Below are 15,122 nucleotides of genomic sequence, written 5' to 3'. Positions count from 1 at the left end.
TGCTAAGTAGTTGAGTTGTTATTGAATTATGTACAGACGAAGATGTCTATATATCCCTTGCTATAGCAGCGTTTTTAATTATGTACACATATTATTCGTCTGTCTTCATGCCATTTTGGCCAGTACCTTGTTCTCTCCGATGCCTACCCGACAGTTGATTCCTATCTCCATCCAGACGCGCTGCCGAATCTGTGCAGCCATCTGCAACGGATCACCAAACAGATGGACGCTGCCTGTCACGTCGAGAAACTGCTCGTCGATCGAGTACGGCTCCACCTTGTCAGTAAATGCCTCGAATATGCGAGTGATTTGCATGGAGATGCGAATGTACATCTCCATGCGCGGACGAACAACGACGAGCTGGCGACACTTTTGCTGTGCCTGCCACAGTGCTTCGGCCGCGACCACTCCGTATGACTTGGCAATCGGACACGCTGCCAGCACGACTCCGCTGCGCCGCTCTGGATCACCTGCGACGACAATCGGCTTGTTTCGCAGCTCTCGATTGGCCCCTTTCTCGATACTGGCATAAAAGCTCTGCATGTCGATCAAAAACACGACCCGCTTGTTCGCATTGGACACACGATCATCCCCTAAATAAGAACTTATGTTCTCTTGTTGCTTTGTTCTTATTATAGCAAACAAACGTTCCCTTTTATGCCTGTCTCGCGTAAAAAAAAGTTGGTAATTATTTCTTTTCGGATAAGCACACGTTGGTAGGTGTTCCGCAAGCGAAAGCGAATCCAAGAAGGGGTTACTTTTTCACGACAGGAATCCAAATTTCGCTTCGGAAGGTCGGGGATGAAGTGTCTTTATTTTCGTTCCACAAAATCTCTGGACCCTCAGCCTGTTCATAACCGGAGGATAAAAACCATTCCGAATAAATCCGGGCCCAGACATCTTGCAGCGTATCAGGAAAAGGACCCACTGCTTCGAATACCGCCCAGGTGGAAGCAGGAACTTCGAGTACTGCCAGATTATCAGGACAATCTGCTGTAGTGGCTACGCCGATATAGTGATCGAGCTCGCCATATTCCAGCCGACCTTCTGAAAAGTTCGTGGACGCACTGATCAGTCCAAGTGGTTCAACATCGGATAGCGATTTTAGTTGTTGAATCCTCGCCATATCTAATGAAGCCCACATGGCCGCAATCTCTGGATTAACTCCACGGTAAATCAACGGGACTCTTTTTTTCAGACCCACAATGCGAAATGCCTCTTTTTCTTCCATACGGTAGTTCATGGCATTGCCTCCTTTAATGGATAGATGAAAGGTCATTCGCGGATAAGCCTTCAAGGAATGGCCAATGTGTCTGGCTTCTGTCGGAGTGACGCCATGCACATTCTGAAAAGCTCTGGCAAAGGAATCAGCCGATCCGTATCCGTATTTGATCGCAATGTCAATGACCCGCTCGTTGCTGTCCGCAAGCTCAAAAGCTGCAAGCGTAATGCGCCGACGCCGGATGTACTCGGATAGCGGAACACCAGCAAGAAAAGAAAACATCCTTTTGAAGTGATACTCGGAGCAGCAAGCCACCCGGGCGATTTCTTTGTAGTCAATCTCGCTGGTCAAATTGTCTTCGATATAGTCCAGAGCTTCATTCAGCTTTGCAAGCAAATCCATGGTAATGACCTCCCTTTCCCCCTCAGAATAGCAGAAGCAAAATCAGGCGATCCGACATTTCGTGCACGATGATGTCGGGGCGACCTTGTGAAAAACGCCTACTGAAAGGAGCTTTCTCACAATGAAAACCGCTTCCCCGCTGCTCCCCCAAATCGGAGCCATTTTTGTAGCCGTCAGCGATATCGAACGCGCACGCGACTGGTACTGCCGTCTCTTGGGCCTTCCCGCGGACGGTGAGATTATAGTCGGACATATATACTGCATTCCCTTACAAAACGGACTGTCGCTCGTTCTAGACAGCAAAATCTTTCCGAAGCGCATCACAGATGATGCTCCCTTATTTCATTTCAACACACAGGATATCGAAGCCTCTTATGCATTTCTCAAGGAGAACGGAGTGGAAGTCGTCGTTCCTGTCCAGCATGGTCACTGGTTCAACTTCCGCGATCCCGACGGCAATCTGATTATGGTATGCAAATGTTAAGCTGAAAAGGAGAAACACGCATGACCATCCACTTACGCCGCACGACACCGGCAGACATTCCATTCGTATGCGAAGTAGAAAATGCGCCAGAGAATACCGTTCATTATCCCGTGGAGCGAAGAGCGGTACCACCACGCACTTGGCAGCCCGGACATCCTCCATATGATTGCCGAAAAAAAGAAACAGGCCACCCCGTCGGCTACGTCATCATCGCCGGGTTGACCAATCCTCATCAAAGTATTGAACTCATGTGTATTACAATCGCAGTAAAGGGCGAAGGCAACGGTCGCAACATCCTGCGTCAGATCAAGCATTCGGCATTCATCGAGCAAAAAGCCCCTCGACTCTGGCTGGATGTAAAAGAAATGAACGACCGCAGCCTTTACCTATCGGAAGGGTTTCACATGCTAAGGGGCAAGTAGCTCGGGAGTCGTGACATACAGCCATTTGCCGTCGTTGCTAGCACCCAAAATAGATACACTCGTTGGCAGTCCTTTCACCAGCACAGATTGTTGCTTACGATCAGCATCGAACAGGAAGAGCGACGACACGGACTCCGCTCCTTGTTCCGCTTTTTCCCAATCGATATAAACCAAATGGTGAGTGCCTGGAATCCATACCGCTTCTGGCTTCATTTCCTTTAGCTTGACGTCGCCCTTAAACACCCCTGCATTCCAATACATTTGATAAGCGCCATCTGTCGACTGGATATAGCCAGACCAAGCTTCTTTGGGAACGGGTGGATTCCAGCTGATCACCTTGCCTGACTGCCAATCGTAGCGTTGACGAAGCTCCTCAAAGCTTTCTTCCTCTGTTCTCATTTCAAACGTCGCGTAGCGTCCATCATCGATAAAACTGACGGGCTGGACTTGCCCATTCATCTCATCTGTTGGAACCCATCCTTTGATTACACCTGGGAGGCGCCGTTCTTTTGCAGTCGCCAAATCGTACACGACCAGATCGAGATCTTTTTTCTGTTCGGTCTTGCCTACTGCCATCAATACATGCTTGCGATCATGGCTAAAGCTGGCTCCATGTACGTATCCATCTACCTTGATACGAGTGGCAAAGTCGCTTTTCGGTACTTCTGTCCCTTTTGGTGGATGAGCGAAAAAGAAACCGCGGCGATCTGCCATGAAGTCGCCTGCACCGCTATAGTTGTCAGTCAGCTCCACTGGATAAGCAGTCAGCTCTTTTGTCTGTGTGTCATAAATCGAATACAGCATAGGGAAACGCGCGTCGCACTCGCAATATTCTGTAAATCGCTCCAGCAACACATACCGTTCCTCAGGGTCGATAAACTCCATGGGAGTCCTGACGGCAAAGTCCGTCATTTTTTCTTTCACCTTGCCATCGACGGAGACTCGCCAAATCTGAGACGGAGCAAACACCACCGACGAGAAATTATTCGTATCGTCAAACACAGTTCCCTTTACCGTCTTCGCTCCTGCTACGTTTATAACATATTCCGTCCAGCTTCTGTCTTTGGCAAGCGTGTCAGGAAGGGTAGCCAGCAATTGAAGTTGGCGGTCGTGCACCCAGTGAAACGTAAAAATCGGCTCCACGAAACCCAAGTCCACTTTTTTGGTCTCTTCCTGAGCATTTTTGCGGATGGCCGCTTCGACTGTTCCGGGGTTCACAGCTTCTTTAAAAAAGAGGGTGTACGCCTGTGGTGCAGGTCCCACGACCGCTCTTCGAGGAGAGCGGAGTTGCGGAGCATCGTTTAGCTGAATGACTACGTCTTCTTTCATCGCCGCGTAGTCGAAAGGCAGTTCCTTTTGCTTCCATTCCTTTGTTGTTTGGCTGGTGGTATGGGATGGGCCAGTCTGAGCAATCCGACTGTCCGTGGAGGTTGCTTGCGCGAAGTCAGATCCTGTCATGATAAGCAATGCGAACACAATGGACATACTCATTCCCCGGATTTTTCGCAAAGACAAAAAACTCGCCTCTCTTCCTAGAAAAATTTACCTTACAGAGGATAGACGTCGATACCCTGCTTAAAGTTTCACCTCACAAAAAAGAAAAAGCCTCCCCACACGCTTTTGAAGTGGGAAGGCTTCCTTTCCTAATCGAAGACGACGCCGTCCAGCACGCCCTCATTCTTTAAATAGTCTCGCAGCCAGTGATACTTTTCGTCGCGCCAGAAGGAGTCCTCTGTTACCAGCTTGACAGTCTCCTGTCTTGCTACCTCCAGCGCTTTGTAATCACTTAATAAATCAGCGACTTTAAACTCCGGCAAGCCGCTCTGCTTTGTACCGAAAAAATCACCCGGTCCGCGCAATTCTAAATCGCGCTGCGACAGCTCAAATCCATCCGTCGTCTCGCACATGACACGCATCCGCTCTTTTCCAATCTCGGATTTCGGATCGGCGATCAACACACAATACGACTGTTCAGAGCCACGTCCTACCCGCCCACGCAATTGGTGAAGCTGAGCAAGACCAAACCGCTCCGCATCATAAATGACCATATAGGTAGCATTCGGCACATTTACTCCAACCTCTACGACCGTTGTACTGACCAGGACAGCATGCTCTGCCGCCAGAAAGGCTTGCATGACTGCATCCTTTTCCTTCGCTGGCAGTCGCCCATGCATTAGGCCTACGCCGAATTCAGGGAAAATGTGTGTGAGCTGAGCATGGACATCAATCGCATTTTGCACATCGAGCTTTTCCGACTCCTCAATGAGCGGACAAATCACGTAGGCCTGTCGTCCTTTGCGCAGCTCATCCCGCATTTGCTCCAGCACAGCCGGAAACTGATCATGCTTTTTCCATGTCGTCTCAATCGGTTTGCGCCCCGCAGGCATTTGATCAATCGTCGAGACGTCCATGTCGCCAAATGCCGTAATTGCCAGTGTTCTCGGAATTGGCGTTGCAGTCATAAACAAGACATCAGGTGACAAGCCTTTATTCCGTAAAATTCGCCGCTGCTCCACACCGAATCGATGCTGCTCGTCCGTAATCACGAGACCAAGACGGGAGAAAAAGACATCTTCTTGAATGAGCGCATGGGTACCAACCACGACATCGATTAACCCCATTTGCAGAGAGCCGATGACTTCGCGTCTCCGTTTAGCGGTCAAGGAGCCTGACAAGAGCGCGACCTGAATGCCGTAATCGGATAAAAGCTTCGTCAATGACTGCACATGCTGCTCGGCGAGAATCTCCGTCGGTACCATCAGCGCTCCCTGATAACCTGCTTTCACCGCAGCAATCAGCGCGATGGCAGCTACGACGGTTTTCCCCGAGCCTACGTCCCCTTGCAACAGCCGATTCATCGAATGAGGGGCCCGCATGTCATCCAATATTTCTTTTACTACTCGTTTCTGCGCATCTGTCAGCGGGAACGGTAGCCCTTTGACAAATTCCCGTACCTCTTCCATCGGAATTGCCAAAGCAACGCCTTCCGTTTGCTGCCGATTAATCTTGCGAAGTGTTTGCATTTTCAGCTGGAATAAGAAAAGCTCCTCGAACATAATCCGTCGCCGTGCTTGACGACCATCTTCCGCATTTTCCGGAAAATGAATCGAATGAAAGGCATGAATCCGCGGCATCAGTCGGTAGCGCTCCACAATATCCGCAGGAAGGATCTCAGGAATCTCCTTGCCGTATTGACGCAACGCCAGTTGAATGGTTTTGCGCAGCAGTGTATGCGTCATATCGCCGCCAAGTGGATAGACAGGGGCGAGCTCGCCTCGTTTTGTCGCGCGTTCGGAGTCTACTTCTGTCATTTCGCTCACAGTGATTTGGAGCTTGTGCTTGTCCCATTTTCCTGTAACGAGTATTTCCTTGCCTGGCGACAGCCTGCTTTTGACAAACGTCTGATTGAACCAGACAGCCGTCACCACGACACGATCCATGACAACCTTGACGGACAGGCGTGATTTTCTTTTTCCATAAAAACGAACAGAGGGTTCGCCGTACACCGTACCTGCCAGCGTGACCCTCTCTCCGTCTTTTACTTCTGTCAGATCGCGCACACGGTAATCTTCGTAGCGAGACGGGAAATACTCCAGCAAATCACCAATACTGTTGATTCCCAGTCCTGCAAATGCCTTCGCCCGCTCTTCCCCTACCCCGTGCAAAAGGGAGACGGGCGATTGATATGCACCAGCCATCTTACTTCTCCATCCGTACGCCGAACACTTTGGCTTCGATCATGCGGCCCGTTTGCGTAGCAGCAAGACCACCCTGTGCGGTTTCCTTCAGCGTAGTCGGCATGGCGCAACCGATTCGGTACATGGCATCGATGACTTCATCTGTCGGGATTACGCTCTTGATGCCTGCCATTGCCATATCTGCGGCTACCGTCGCAATCGCTGCTCCCATCGCATTTCGTTTCACACATGGCACTTCAACCAGTCCGGCTACGGGGTCACAGACCAGACCAAGCATATTTTTCAACGCGATCGCCACTGCTTGGGCAGATTCCTCAGGGGTACCGCCAGCCATTTCTACAATCGCCGCAGCAGCCATAGCTGTTGCAGAACCTACCTCTGCCTGGCAACCACCCGCTGCACCCGAAATGAATGCGTTATTGGCAATGCAATACCCAATAGCGCCTGCTGTGAACAAATAGTTGACCATTTCCTCACGGGTTGGCTGCAGCTTGTCAGATACGGCAAACAACGTCCCTGGTACAATGCCGCATGCTCCTGCTGTAGGCGTTGCGACAATCGTACCCATTGCTGCGTTTACTTCGTTAACCGCCACAGACATTGAGACGGCATTCAAAAGTGTGGGACCGGACAAAAACGTCTTGGTCTCCATATATGTTTGCAGCTTTTTCGCATCGCCGCCCGTCAACCCGCTATGCGAGCGAATATCTTCGGTAAGCCCGCGACGCACTGCTTTTTCCATCACATCAAGGTTGGCGTACATATCTTGCATAATGGCATCCCGGCTGCGCTGGGAAACTTCCATTTCTGCTTCAATCATCACCTGGGAGATCTTCTTTCCCTGGGATTCGGCCAACTCTACTAGTTCAGCCACATTACGAAACATCTGGTTGTTCACTCCTCTAATCCTGCTCGTCCTCTTGCTTAGTTCATTGCGAGCAGGGATACGTCAAAGATATGGGGGATTTGCCGAATTTCCTCCAGGACTTCCGGGGAGATCGTCGAATCCGTTTCGATTGCCATCAAAGCACGCGAACCGCGTGTGTGTCGAGACACTTCCATGAGTCCCACATTAATGTTGTGCTGGGTCAGTACCTTTGCCACAGCCGCAATCATCCCAAAGCGATCTTCATGCAAAACCAAGAGCGTCGGTGTATCGAAGCCCAACTGAAAGGAAAACCCGTTCACTTCCAACACTTCGATCTTCCCGCCACCAATGGAAACACCAACGAGTTCAATCTGATGCTCATCATCAGATAGCTTGATCCGCGCCGTGTTCGGGTGCTCTGTCAAAACCTCAGAAGTGGACAACTCCACTTCCATGCCAGCCTTTTCTGCAATCACCAGCGAATTTTTCAGGCGCAAATCCGACGTGTCAAAGTCAAGAATTCCTGCCACTGTCGCCACATCAGAACCATGTCCTTGATACGTTTTTGCAAATGAGCCGTAAAAAACAATTTCTGCTCGCAAAGGCATTCTGCCAAACAGCTTGCGAGCCACACGCCCGATACGGGCTGCACCAGCCGTATGGGAGCTAGATGGTCCAACCATGATTGGGCCGATAATATCAAATACGCTTTTGTATTTCAACCGGTTCTCCTCCTGAATCACAAGGGGTGGGGCAAGATTCACTTTCATTGTATCCTACAGCCTTTGAAAGCGCTACAGAGGAAACTGTACGTAAAGCAATCATAACCGATTTATGCTGACAACATGCGGTCAAATCAGGTTATATGAAAAAACTCCCTCTGAAAAGAAAGGGGGTCGTCAAGGAAGCGTGTACACTTCATCCTTATTCACCAAAACCTCCCCCTTATTTTTCACGTATAAAAAAGAAGCCCCCTACCTCAGGGAAGCTCCTCTCCATACCATATATGCCTTACCTGTCTTTTACCATGACGATCCCGAGTAGACCTGGACCTGTATGCGTACCGATCACGGGACCAATCTGTTCCAACCAAGAATCCGTTACCGTAAACTCTTGCTTGAGTCGCTCCAAGAGCTCAGCCGCTTGATCTGGAACACTGCTGTGCAGCACAGCAAGTTTCACAGGCTCGCCTTGCGCGTATTCCTGCAAAGCTTCAAATACGCGATTCAGAGCTTTCTTCGTCCCTCTTACCTTGTCAAAAGCAGAAACGTACCCGGCCGGATCCAGTGTCAAAATCGGCTTGATATTCAAGAGCGAGCCGATGACGGCAGATGCTTTGCCAATCCGACCGCCTTTTTGCAGGAACTCCAGCGTATCCACAATAAAGTATACCTGCACCTCATCCAAATAACGATCAATCTGATCCAGAATCTGTTCCTTGTTCTTGCCTGCTTGAGCGGATTTGGCAGCCTCCACACAGATCATTCCATGAACAAACGAAGCTTTGCGAGAATCGATCACCGTAATGTCGATATTTTCGTCCAACATCGACTTGGCGATCATCGCTGATTGATACGTCCCCGATAAGGAACCGGATAAGAGTATGGCAATGATTTGCACGTCCTTGCCATATTTCTCATGGATTGCTTTATACGCTTCGGCAAATTCCAGCGGAGACGGCTGCGAGGTCGTCGGCATCACGCTCGATTGCTTCAGCTTATCGAAAAACTCCGAAGACGAGATAGTGACTGCGTCCACATACGTTTCCGCCCCAAACATGATTTTCAACGGGACGGCCACGATCCCCAATGACTGCCTCGCAGCCGCATCGATATCAGACGCGCTGTCGGTAAGAATCACAATTGGCATTCTCGATCGCTCCTCTCCCTATTTATTCGTGTTCAAAAAGTTGGCTTTTACTCGACAGAAAAGATGAATGGATACAACGGTTGACCGCCTGCCTGGATCTCAACTTCCACATCCGGGTACGCATCAGACAAAGCTTTTTCCAAAGTATGAGCCTGATCTTCTGTCGTATCTTCTCCTAAGAATATCGTAATGATTTCTGAGTTTTCATCCACCATTCCCAAGAGCAGCGTCGTTGCGCAAGCTAGCAAGTCGGGGCCTGCTGTGACGATTTCTTTCTCAGCCATGCCGATAAAATCGCCTTCTTTGATTTGTACCTCACCCATTTGTGTGTCGCGAACCGCGTGGGTCACCATTCCTGTTTTCACTTGGGCAATCGCCTTGGTCATCGCTTGCACGTTTGCTTCCAGCTGGGCATCTGCACGGAAGCTGACTAGTGCTGCCAATCCCTGCGGAATGCTCTTCGTCGGTACGACAGAAACAGGAACTTCTGCGAGCTCGGATGCCTGCTGTGCTGCCATGATGATATTACTGTTGTTTGGCAGGATGATGATGTGCTGGGCGTTCAGTCCTGCGATGGCCTTCATGAAGTCCTCTGTGCTCGGGTTCATCGTTTGGCCGCCCTCTACTACCACATGCACACCCATGCTGCGCAGAATCGTAGCGATTCCCTCACCAGCAGCGACCGCGATCAATCCGTATGGAAGCAGCTCTGTTGCAGGTTGAGCAACTGTTTCTGGCTTCGCGTGTCCTTTGCTCTCTTCCGCTTTGAGAATGTTCGCATGCTGCTCGCGCATGTTTTCTATCTTCAATCGATGCAGACTGCCGAATTGCTGAGCGTATTGCAGTACGCTTCCCGGATGCTCTGCATGAATATGTACCTTGACGACTTCATCATCAGAGACGACGAGTAGTGAATCGCCCATCGTATCCAGATGGCTACGGAACAGCGCTTCAGAGAACGGCTTTTTATTCGGCTCGGTGCTATGCTCGACATGAACCATGAACTCCGTACAGTACCCGTACGTGATGTCTTCTGTTTTCATGTGGATTTGTGCATGATGCTGCTCAGAAATGAGCTTGTCCAGCTCTTCCTCACCGATTGTAGGTACCGAACGCTCACGATCGGCGGATAGCTCTCCCCCGCGCAACGCTCGCAAAAACCCTTCATAAATAAACAAGAGACCTTGTCCACCTGAGTCGACTACGCCCACTTCTTTTAGAACAGGCAGCATTTCCGGCGTACGCAACAGCGTAGATTGCGCCTGCTCGTATGTTTTTTCCATGACAGAGATAATATCATCTGACGTGCGCGCTGCACGCACAGCCATCTCCGCCGCTTCACGGGCAACAGTCAAAATCGTGCCTTCTACCGGCTTCATCACTGCTTGATATGCAGAGTCAACACCAGCTTTCAAGGCATCGGCAAACTGACGGGCGTTAACCTCATCTTTTCCATTGACTGATTTGCTGAAGCCACGGAATAACTGGGACAAAATCACGCCGGAGTTACCGCGCGCGCCCATTAACAGACCTTTTGCCAAAGCAGCTGCTGATTCAGTGATTCGGGGGGATTCTTTTCGAGTTAGCTCCTCCACACCGGAAGAGAAAGTCAAATTCATGTTTGTCCCCGTATCGCCATCCGGCACAGGAAAGACGTTTAATCCATCCACTACTCTGACGTTGTCGGATAAAAGGTTCGCCCCCAGGTAAACCATCCGGCTAAACAGCACGCCATCTAGACGCGTATGTACCAACTGATGTTCCTCCTTACATATCCCTGTCTGTACGAACTCCCTGCACAAAAATATTAACAGCAGTCACATCAATGCCTACCGTTTGCTCCAAGGTATATCGAACACGGCGTTGAACGTTGCCTGCCACCTCGGAAATTTTGACGCCATAGCTGACGATAATGTGCATGTCCAATACTACTTCGCCATTTGTGTTATGTACGACGACACCTTTGCTCAGGTTGTCTCTTCCTAACAGCTCAGCGATTCCATCTTTCAACGCTTTGCGAGAAGCCATGCCCACAAGTCCAAAAACTTCCATGGCCGCACCTCCAGCAATCCGTGCGATCACATCTTCTGTAACATCGATCTTTCCTAGCGATGTATTCATTTCCACTGTCATGCAAGGACTCCTCCTCTGTTAAACAGCTTGACCGTCATAGGTAAGCGTAACCGTGCTTCCTTACAATTCTACACTAACACAAAAGAGAAATGAAGCGTTTTGTCGATCCTATCAACCCTATGAGAAAGTAGGGGTAAATCATCTTGTCAAGTATTGCAATTGACAGCAATGTTGTGCTAATATAGTCGAGTATTTGTATTTCCCACAAAGGAAATCCCGTTTATATGTAACAAGGGAGGTGGATTGTAATGGCACGTCGTTGCTTTGTAACAGGTAAATCTGCTAAAGCTGGAAACGCTCGCTCCCACTCCATGCGCGCAACTCGCCGCACTTGGGGTGTCAACGTACAAAAAGTGCGCATTCTCGTAAATGGAAAACCGAAGCGCGTTTATGTAAGTACTCGAGCACTGAAATCCGGTCTCGTAACTCGCGTATAGTTGATCTCAGCTATGCGAAAAAAAGCACCCTCGAGGTGCTTTTTTGCATTTCTCCCGTTTCTCCACTCTTCTCCCAAAGGAGGCTCGGGGCCGAAGCTTCACTTTTTCTTGTTGAACGCCTCGATGATGCCCCGAATCATGCCACCAAGGAACTTCGGCAACTTGATGGTGTAAAACCGCATGCTACCCCTCCTCACCGAAATTACTACACACGATACAAATACACGCCGGCCCCTATGAGTGCTAATGCCAATAGGCTATACCAAACCCACGGAGGTGCCCAATACAGGAAAATGGTGATTCCCCCGACAGCCAACGCAACCCCGAGAACACGTCGCAAGGCGCCCCCCTGTCGCAGGCGATAGGAGCGCAATCCCATTTCGCGTAAGCACCTCCTTTAGGTGTTCTCAAAAACGTGCATATTACATCATATTCTGCTGTCGGATAAACATGTATCCTGCCACATGAAAAAAGTATATGTCTTAAGAAGTAAAAAATCAGGCAACGAAACCTCGCTGCCTGATTACATTATGTGGATAGTTTGTACTTGATACCGTTTCTTTTTTATGCAACTCGATCGCGTGCGGGAAACAGCAGCTGAGATGCACTGCTAAGCACGACTGTCAAAACGACTCCCGCGATAATCATTTCTGGCAGTAGATACGTGATGTTATAAATGAGGGAATATTGCCAGACTGGTACACCTTCTGGCGCGTAGCTGCCAAACCAAATAATACCCGATAGAAAATGGCAGACAAATCGTCCAATAACGCCGATGAACAAGCCGCTCCACAGTACCATGATTCGTTGCTTCGCTCCTTCGTAGCCAGACAGGCGAACAAACCCAGCGAGACCCAACGCTCCAAAAGCAAGCGGATAATCCAGCAACAGCTGAACTGGATGGACAACTGTACTGCCCAAGAGCAATTGAAGAAATCCGACAACAAGCCCTGTAATGACACCAGCGGCGAGTCCACGGCGAACAGCGATCAAGGCGATCGGGACCATCACGAGGGACACAGAGCCGCCCTGTGGCATTTCGAAAACCTTAATCTGACTAAATACGATTGCAAGAGCCGCCATCATCGCCATTTCCAACAAAATGACCAACCGTTGACGATCCAAAATAGTCACTCCTCAGAATAGAATAAACAAAAATTTTTTTACACTGATAATGTTTCTGATTCTAGCCCAAGTATATGCTTGTGTCAAAGAAAAAAGCCGCTGCCTCATCGGCACTGCGGCTAGTCTTATTACCGAACCTTCTCCAAAAACTGCTGGGCACGCTCACTTCTTGGCTTTTGGAAAAACTCACCTGGTGGCGTATCCTCCAAGAGACGACCATCATCAAGGAACAAAATACGGTCTGACACTTCTTCGGCAAAGCGCATCTCATGCGTGACGATCGCCATGGTCATTCCGCTATCAGCCAGGCCCTTCATAACTTCTAAAACTTCCTTGACCATCTCTGGGTCGAGAGCAGAGGTCGGCTCGTCAAAGAGCATAATTTTCGGCTCCATGACGAGTGAACGGGCAATCGCAACACGCTGCTTTTGACCGCCTGACAAACGTGATGGAAAGACATCCGCTTTATCTGCCAGCCCTACGCGCGCCAATAGTTCTCTCGCTTTTGGTTCCGCTTGTGCCGCAGACATGCCTTTTACTTTCATCGGAGCATAGGTCAGGTTTTTCAATACCGTCATATGCGGAAACAGGTGAAAATGCTGGAAAACCATCCCGATTTGCTGACGAATGTCCATCACGTCAGCTTTCGGAGCTGTGATTTCCTGTCCATTGATTGTAATTGTACCCGTCGTTGGCGTCTCCATCAGGTTGATACAACGCAATAGCGTTGACTTCCCCGATCCAGATGGACCAATGATGGCGACAACCTCCCCTTTACCGATGTTTGTCGTGATACCCTTCAACACATTCAGTTGTCCAAATGACTTCGTAATGTTATCGATCTTAATCACTGCGTCTCATCCTCCGTTCCACTACGCGGGCTACCCAAGTCAACAGCATGACCATCACATAGTACAGGGTACCAGCGATCAGGTATGGCTCAAAATACTTGTAGATGGCGCCCTTGACCACGTTCGCGTTCTGCATGATGTCTGCAAGACCAATCGTGGAGACGAGTGCAGATTCCTTTAACAGTGCAATCGTTTCATTAACAAGTGCAGGTAAGATATTTTTGACAGCCTGGGGCAAAATAATGTCCAGCATCATCCGGTGATAAGGCACGCCAAGAGATTTTGCCGCTTCCCACTGCCCTTTATCCACCGCCAAAATGCCACCGCGAATCGTCTCGGAAATGTAAGCACCCGAGTTCAGTGTAAATGTTAGCACTGCTGCTTCCAGTTGCGAAATGGTGTAGCCGGTAAGCTGTGGCGTAGCATAATACACAAAAGTAAGCTGCAAAATCAAAGGTGTTCCGCGAAAAACAGACGTATACGCAACTGCGAGCCAGTTGAGAATCTTCACATTCGATATTTTAATGAGTGCGAGGATAGAGCCCCAGAAAAATCCCAATACAACCGAAATCAACGTAACAAGTAACGTCCCCTGTATCCCTTTCAATATAAAAGGAATATGGGGCACGACTTGCGCGAAATCCAAATTCATGCCCGTTCTCCCCTCTTGCTGCTCACATAGTTATTCTTCGATGATTGGAGATTATTGACCGAACCATTTTTTGATCAGCTTGTCCATTTCCCCGTTTTCTTGCATCTTTTTGATCACTTCATTAAATTTCTGTACGTGCGGCGACCCTTTCGGGAAAGCAACAGCAGAGCCATTTTTTTCATTTTCTTCCATTGTCGTGAATTGCAAGGAGTCATTGTTTTCCACGAAGCCTTTCGCTACTGTATCCTCGATAATGGCAGCATCTACACGACCCGTCTTTACTTCTTCCACGATCTCAGGCAGCTTGTTCAGCGAAGTGATCTGCAAGCCGGAAACAGTATCTGCAAGTTTTTTTGCTGCCCCTTCCTGAATAGAACCGAGCTGTACCGCCACTTTTTTGCCAGCCAATTGCTCAGGCTTGGTAAGATTGCTGTCTTTCTTTGCTACAATCGTATTTTTCGCATCGTAATAGATGGTGGAGAAATCAGCGTTCTTCTCACGCTCAGGTGTTGCAGTCATGCCAGCCATAACGAAGTCCGCACGATTCGTTTGCAGCGCAGGAACCAGGCCGTCAAAGTTCATGTCATTGATTTGCAGTTCGTAGCCAAGCTCTTTTGCAATGTATTTCGCGACATCAATGTCAAAGCCGACAATTTCATCTTTACCGCTGCTCAGATCGTGATATTCATACGGCTTATAGTCAGCAGAAGTAGCCATGACCAATGTTTTCTTGTCGCCAGCAGAAGGCGCAGGTGCTTGTCCTGTTGCGGTTTGATTGCCTGTACCGCATCCAGCGATCACGACTGCCGCAAGCATAGAAGTAAGTGCCAGAGAGATAAATGATTTTGTTTTCTTCATGATGAACCCCCGTTGTTGTAATTTTTACGCATAAAGCAGTCTATTCGCAGTATTAATTTGCATAAAAACTTATTTTTATGCATCACAATGATTATTTTACT

General features: G+C 49.1%; 17 protein-coding genes and 1 pseudogene. 3 read left to right on the top strand and 15 right to left on the bottom strand.

Annotation, left to right across the window (positions count from 1 at the left end):
* Positions 1–108: 108 nt before the first annotated feature.
* Positions 109–582, bottom strand: a pseudogene (locus E8L90_RS04775) (Y-family DNA polymerase); the annotation flags it as partial.
* 172 nt (positions 583–754) lie between these two features.
* Positions 755–1,624, bottom strand: coding sequence for an AraC family transcriptional regulator (locus tag E8L90_RS04770; RefSeq protein ID WP_137028214.1), 870 nt, complete (start codon positions 1,622–1,624; stop codon positions 755–757).
* A 121-nt stretch (positions 1,625–1,745) separates the two neighbouring features.
* Here E8L90_RS04770 and E8L90_RS04765 point away from each other — a divergent pair, with 121 nt between their 5' ends.
* Entirely contained in the window at positions 1,746–2,108 is a 363-nt protein-coding gene (locus tag E8L90_RS04765) for a VOC family protein (RefSeq protein WP_137028213.1), read from the top strand.
* Positions 2,109–2,128: 20 nt separating this feature from the next.
* The gene (locus E8L90_RS04760) at positions 2,129–2,530 is read left to right on the top strand and encodes a GNAT family N-acetyltransferase (protein WP_244297153.1); all 402 of its coding nucleotides are present in this window, start codon (positions 2,129–2,131) and stop codon (positions 2,528–2,530) included.
* Here E8L90_RS04760 and E8L90_RS04755 read toward each other — a convergent pair.
* The 7 genes from E8L90_RS04755 to E8L90_RS04725 form a co-directional block, all read right to left on the bottom strand.
* Positions 2,516–4,015, bottom strand: coding sequence for a hypothetical protein (locus tag E8L90_RS04755; protein WP_137033269.1), 1,500 nt, complete (start codon positions 4,013–4,015; stop codon positions 2,516–2,518). The two genes, E8L90_RS04760 and E8L90_RS04755, sit on opposite strands and share 15 nt — an antisense overlap.
* A 158-nt stretch (positions 4,016–4,173) precedes the next feature.
* Complete coding sequence (gene recG / locus E8L90_RS04750; protein ID WP_137028212.1) at positions 4,174–6,228, bottom strand: ATP-dependent DNA helicase RecG; 2,055 nt, start codon at positions 6,226–6,228, stop codon at positions 4,174–4,176.
* A gap of 1 nt (position 6,229) precedes the next feature.
* On the bottom strand, positions 6,230–7,114 hold the full coding sequence (sdaAA, locus tag E8L90_RS04745) for an L-serine ammonia-lyase, iron-sulfur-dependent, subunit alpha (RefSeq protein ID WP_088908296.1): 885 nt from the start codon (positions 7,112–7,114) through the stop codon (positions 6,230–6,232).
* A gap of 38 nt (positions 7,115–7,152) precedes the next feature.
* Entirely contained in the window at positions 7,153–7,818 is a 666-nt protein-coding gene (gene sdaAB, locus E8L90_RS04740; protein ID WP_137028211.1) for an L-serine ammonia-lyase, iron-sulfur-dependent subunit beta, read from the bottom strand.
* A gap of 289 nt (positions 7,819–8,107) precedes the next feature.
* Positions 8,108–8,965, bottom strand: a complete 858-nt coding sequence (locus E8L90_RS04735) for a DegV family protein (protein WP_137028210.1) — start codon at positions 8,963–8,965, stop codon at positions 8,108–8,110.
* A gap of 47 nt (positions 8,966–9,012) precedes the next feature.
* Positions 9,013–10,719: a DAK2 domain-containing protein gene (locus E8L90_RS04730; RefSeq protein WP_137028209.1), complete on the bottom strand. Its 1,707-nt coding sequence runs from the start codon at positions 10,717–10,719 to the stop codon at positions 9,013–9,015.
* Positions 10,720–10,732: 13 nt separating this feature from the next.
* The gene (locus E8L90_RS04725; RefSeq protein ID WP_007728362.1) at positions 10,733–11,098 is read right to left on the bottom strand and encodes an Asp23/Gls24 family envelope stress response protein; all 366 of its coding nucleotides are present in this window, start codon (positions 11,096–11,098) and stop codon (positions 10,733–10,735) included.
* Positions 11,099–11,346: 248 nt separating this feature from the next.
* Here E8L90_RS04725 and rpmB point away from each other — a divergent pair, with 248 nt between their 5' ends.
* Positions 11,347–11,535: a 50S ribosomal protein L28 gene (rpmB, locus tag E8L90_RS04720; RefSeq protein ID WP_005831020.1), complete on the top strand. Its 189-nt coding sequence runs from the start codon at positions 11,347–11,349 to the stop codon at positions 11,533–11,535.
* A gap of 98 nt (positions 11,536–11,633) precedes the next feature.
* Here rpmB and spoVM read toward each other — a convergent pair whose 3' ends face one another.
* The 6 genes from spoVM to E8L90_RS04695 form a co-directional block, all read right to left on the bottom strand.
* Positions 11,634–11,717, bottom strand: a complete 84-nt coding sequence (gene spoVM, locus E8L90_RS04715; protein ID WP_005831022.1) for a stage V sporulation protein SpoVM — start codon at positions 11,715–11,717, stop codon at positions 11,634–11,636.
* 23 nt (positions 11,718–11,740) lie between these two features.
* Positions 11,741–11,914, bottom strand: coding sequence for a hypothetical protein (locus E8L90_RS30105; protein ID WP_007728365.1), 174 nt, complete (start codon positions 11,912–11,914; stop codon positions 11,741–11,743).
* Positions 11,915–12,099: 185 nt separating this feature from the next.
* Positions 12,100–12,660, bottom strand: a complete 561-nt coding sequence (gene thiT, locus E8L90_RS04710) for an energy-coupled thiamine transporter ThiT (protein WP_137033267.1) — start codon at positions 12,658–12,660, stop codon at positions 12,100–12,102.
* Positions 12,661–12,788: 128 nt separating this feature from the next.
* Positions 12,789–13,511 (bottom strand): amino acid ABC transporter ATP-binding protein, encoded by a 723-nt coding sequence (locus E8L90_RS04705; RefSeq protein WP_137028208.1) that lies wholly within the window; start codon positions 13,509–13,511, stop codon positions 12,789–12,791.
* Positions 13,504–14,163 (bottom strand): amino acid ABC transporter permease, encoded by a 660-nt coding sequence (locus E8L90_RS04700; protein ID WP_137028207.1) that lies wholly within the window; start codon positions 14,161–14,163, stop codon positions 13,504–13,506. Before E8L90_RS04700 ends, E8L90_RS04705 begins: the two co-directional genes overlap by 8 nt.
* 51 nt (positions 14,164–14,214) lie before the next feature.
* Positions 14,215–15,021, bottom strand: coding sequence for a transporter substrate-binding domain-containing protein (locus E8L90_RS04695; RefSeq protein ID WP_137028206.1), 807 nt, complete (start codon positions 15,019–15,021; stop codon positions 14,215–14,217).
* Positions 15,022–15,122 lie beyond the last annotated feature (101 nt).

The organism is Brevibacillus antibioticus (assembly GCF_005217615.1).
GTDB lineage: Bacteria > Bacillota > Bacilli > Brevibacillales > Brevibacillaceae > Brevibacillus > Brevibacillus antibioticus.
The sequence above is the reverse complement of the archived record's forward strand: the minus strand, read 5'-3'. Positions and strand labels throughout refer to the sequence as shown.

Excerpts from the sequence above, each read along its gene's own strand:
- E8L90_RS04770 (WP_137028214.1), bottom strand. The coding sequence starts at position 1,624 with ATGGATTTGCTTGCAAAGCTGAATGAAGCTCTGGACTATATCGAAGAC.
- E8L90_RS04765 (WP_137028213.1), top strand. The coding sequence starts at position 1,746 with ATGAAAACCGCTTCCCCGCTGCTCCCCCAAATCGGAGCCATTTTTGTA.
- E8L90_RS04760 (WP_244297153.1), top strand. The coding sequence starts at position 2,129 with ATGACCATCCACTTACGCCGCACGACACCGGCAGACATTCCATTCGTA.
- E8L90_RS04755 (WP_137033269.1), bottom strand. The coding sequence starts at position 4,015 with ATGTCCATTGTGTTCGCATTGCTTATCATGACAGGATCTGACTTCGCG.
- recG (WP_137028212.1), bottom strand. The coding sequence starts at position 6,228 with ATGGCTGGTGCATATCAATCGCCCGTCTCCCTTTTGCACGGGGTAGGG.
- sdaAA (WP_088908296.1), bottom strand. The coding sequence starts at position 7,114 with ATGTTTCGTAATGTGGCTGAACTAGTAGAGTTGGCCGAATCCCAGGGA.
- E8L90_RS04735 (WP_137028210.1), bottom strand. The coding sequence starts at position 8,965 with ATGCCAATTGTGATTCTTACCGACAGCGCGTCTGATATCGATGCGGCT.
- E8L90_RS04725 (WP_007728362.1), bottom strand. The coding sequence starts at position 11,098 with ATGACAGTGGAAATGAATACATCGCTAGGAAAGATCGATGTTACAGAA.
- rpmB (WP_005831020.1), top strand. The coding sequence starts at position 11,347 with ATGGCACGTCGTTGCTTTGTAACAGGTAAATCTGCTAAAGCTGGAAAC.
- spoVM (WP_005831022.1), bottom strand. The coding sequence starts at position 11,717 with ATGCGGTTTTACACCATCAAGTTGCCGAAGTTCCTTGGTGGCATGATT.
- E8L90_RS30105 (WP_007728365.1), bottom strand. The coding sequence starts at position 11,914 with ATGGGATTGCGCTCCTATCGCCTGCGACAGGGGGGCGCCTTGCGACGT.
- E8L90_RS04700 (WP_137028207.1), bottom strand. The coding sequence starts at position 14,163 with ATGAATTTGGATTTCGCGCAAGTCGTGCCCCATATTCCTTTTATATTG.
- E8L90_RS04695 (WP_137028206.1), bottom strand. The coding sequence starts at position 15,021 with ATGAAGAAAACAAAATCATTTATCTCTCTGGCACTTACTTCTATGCTT.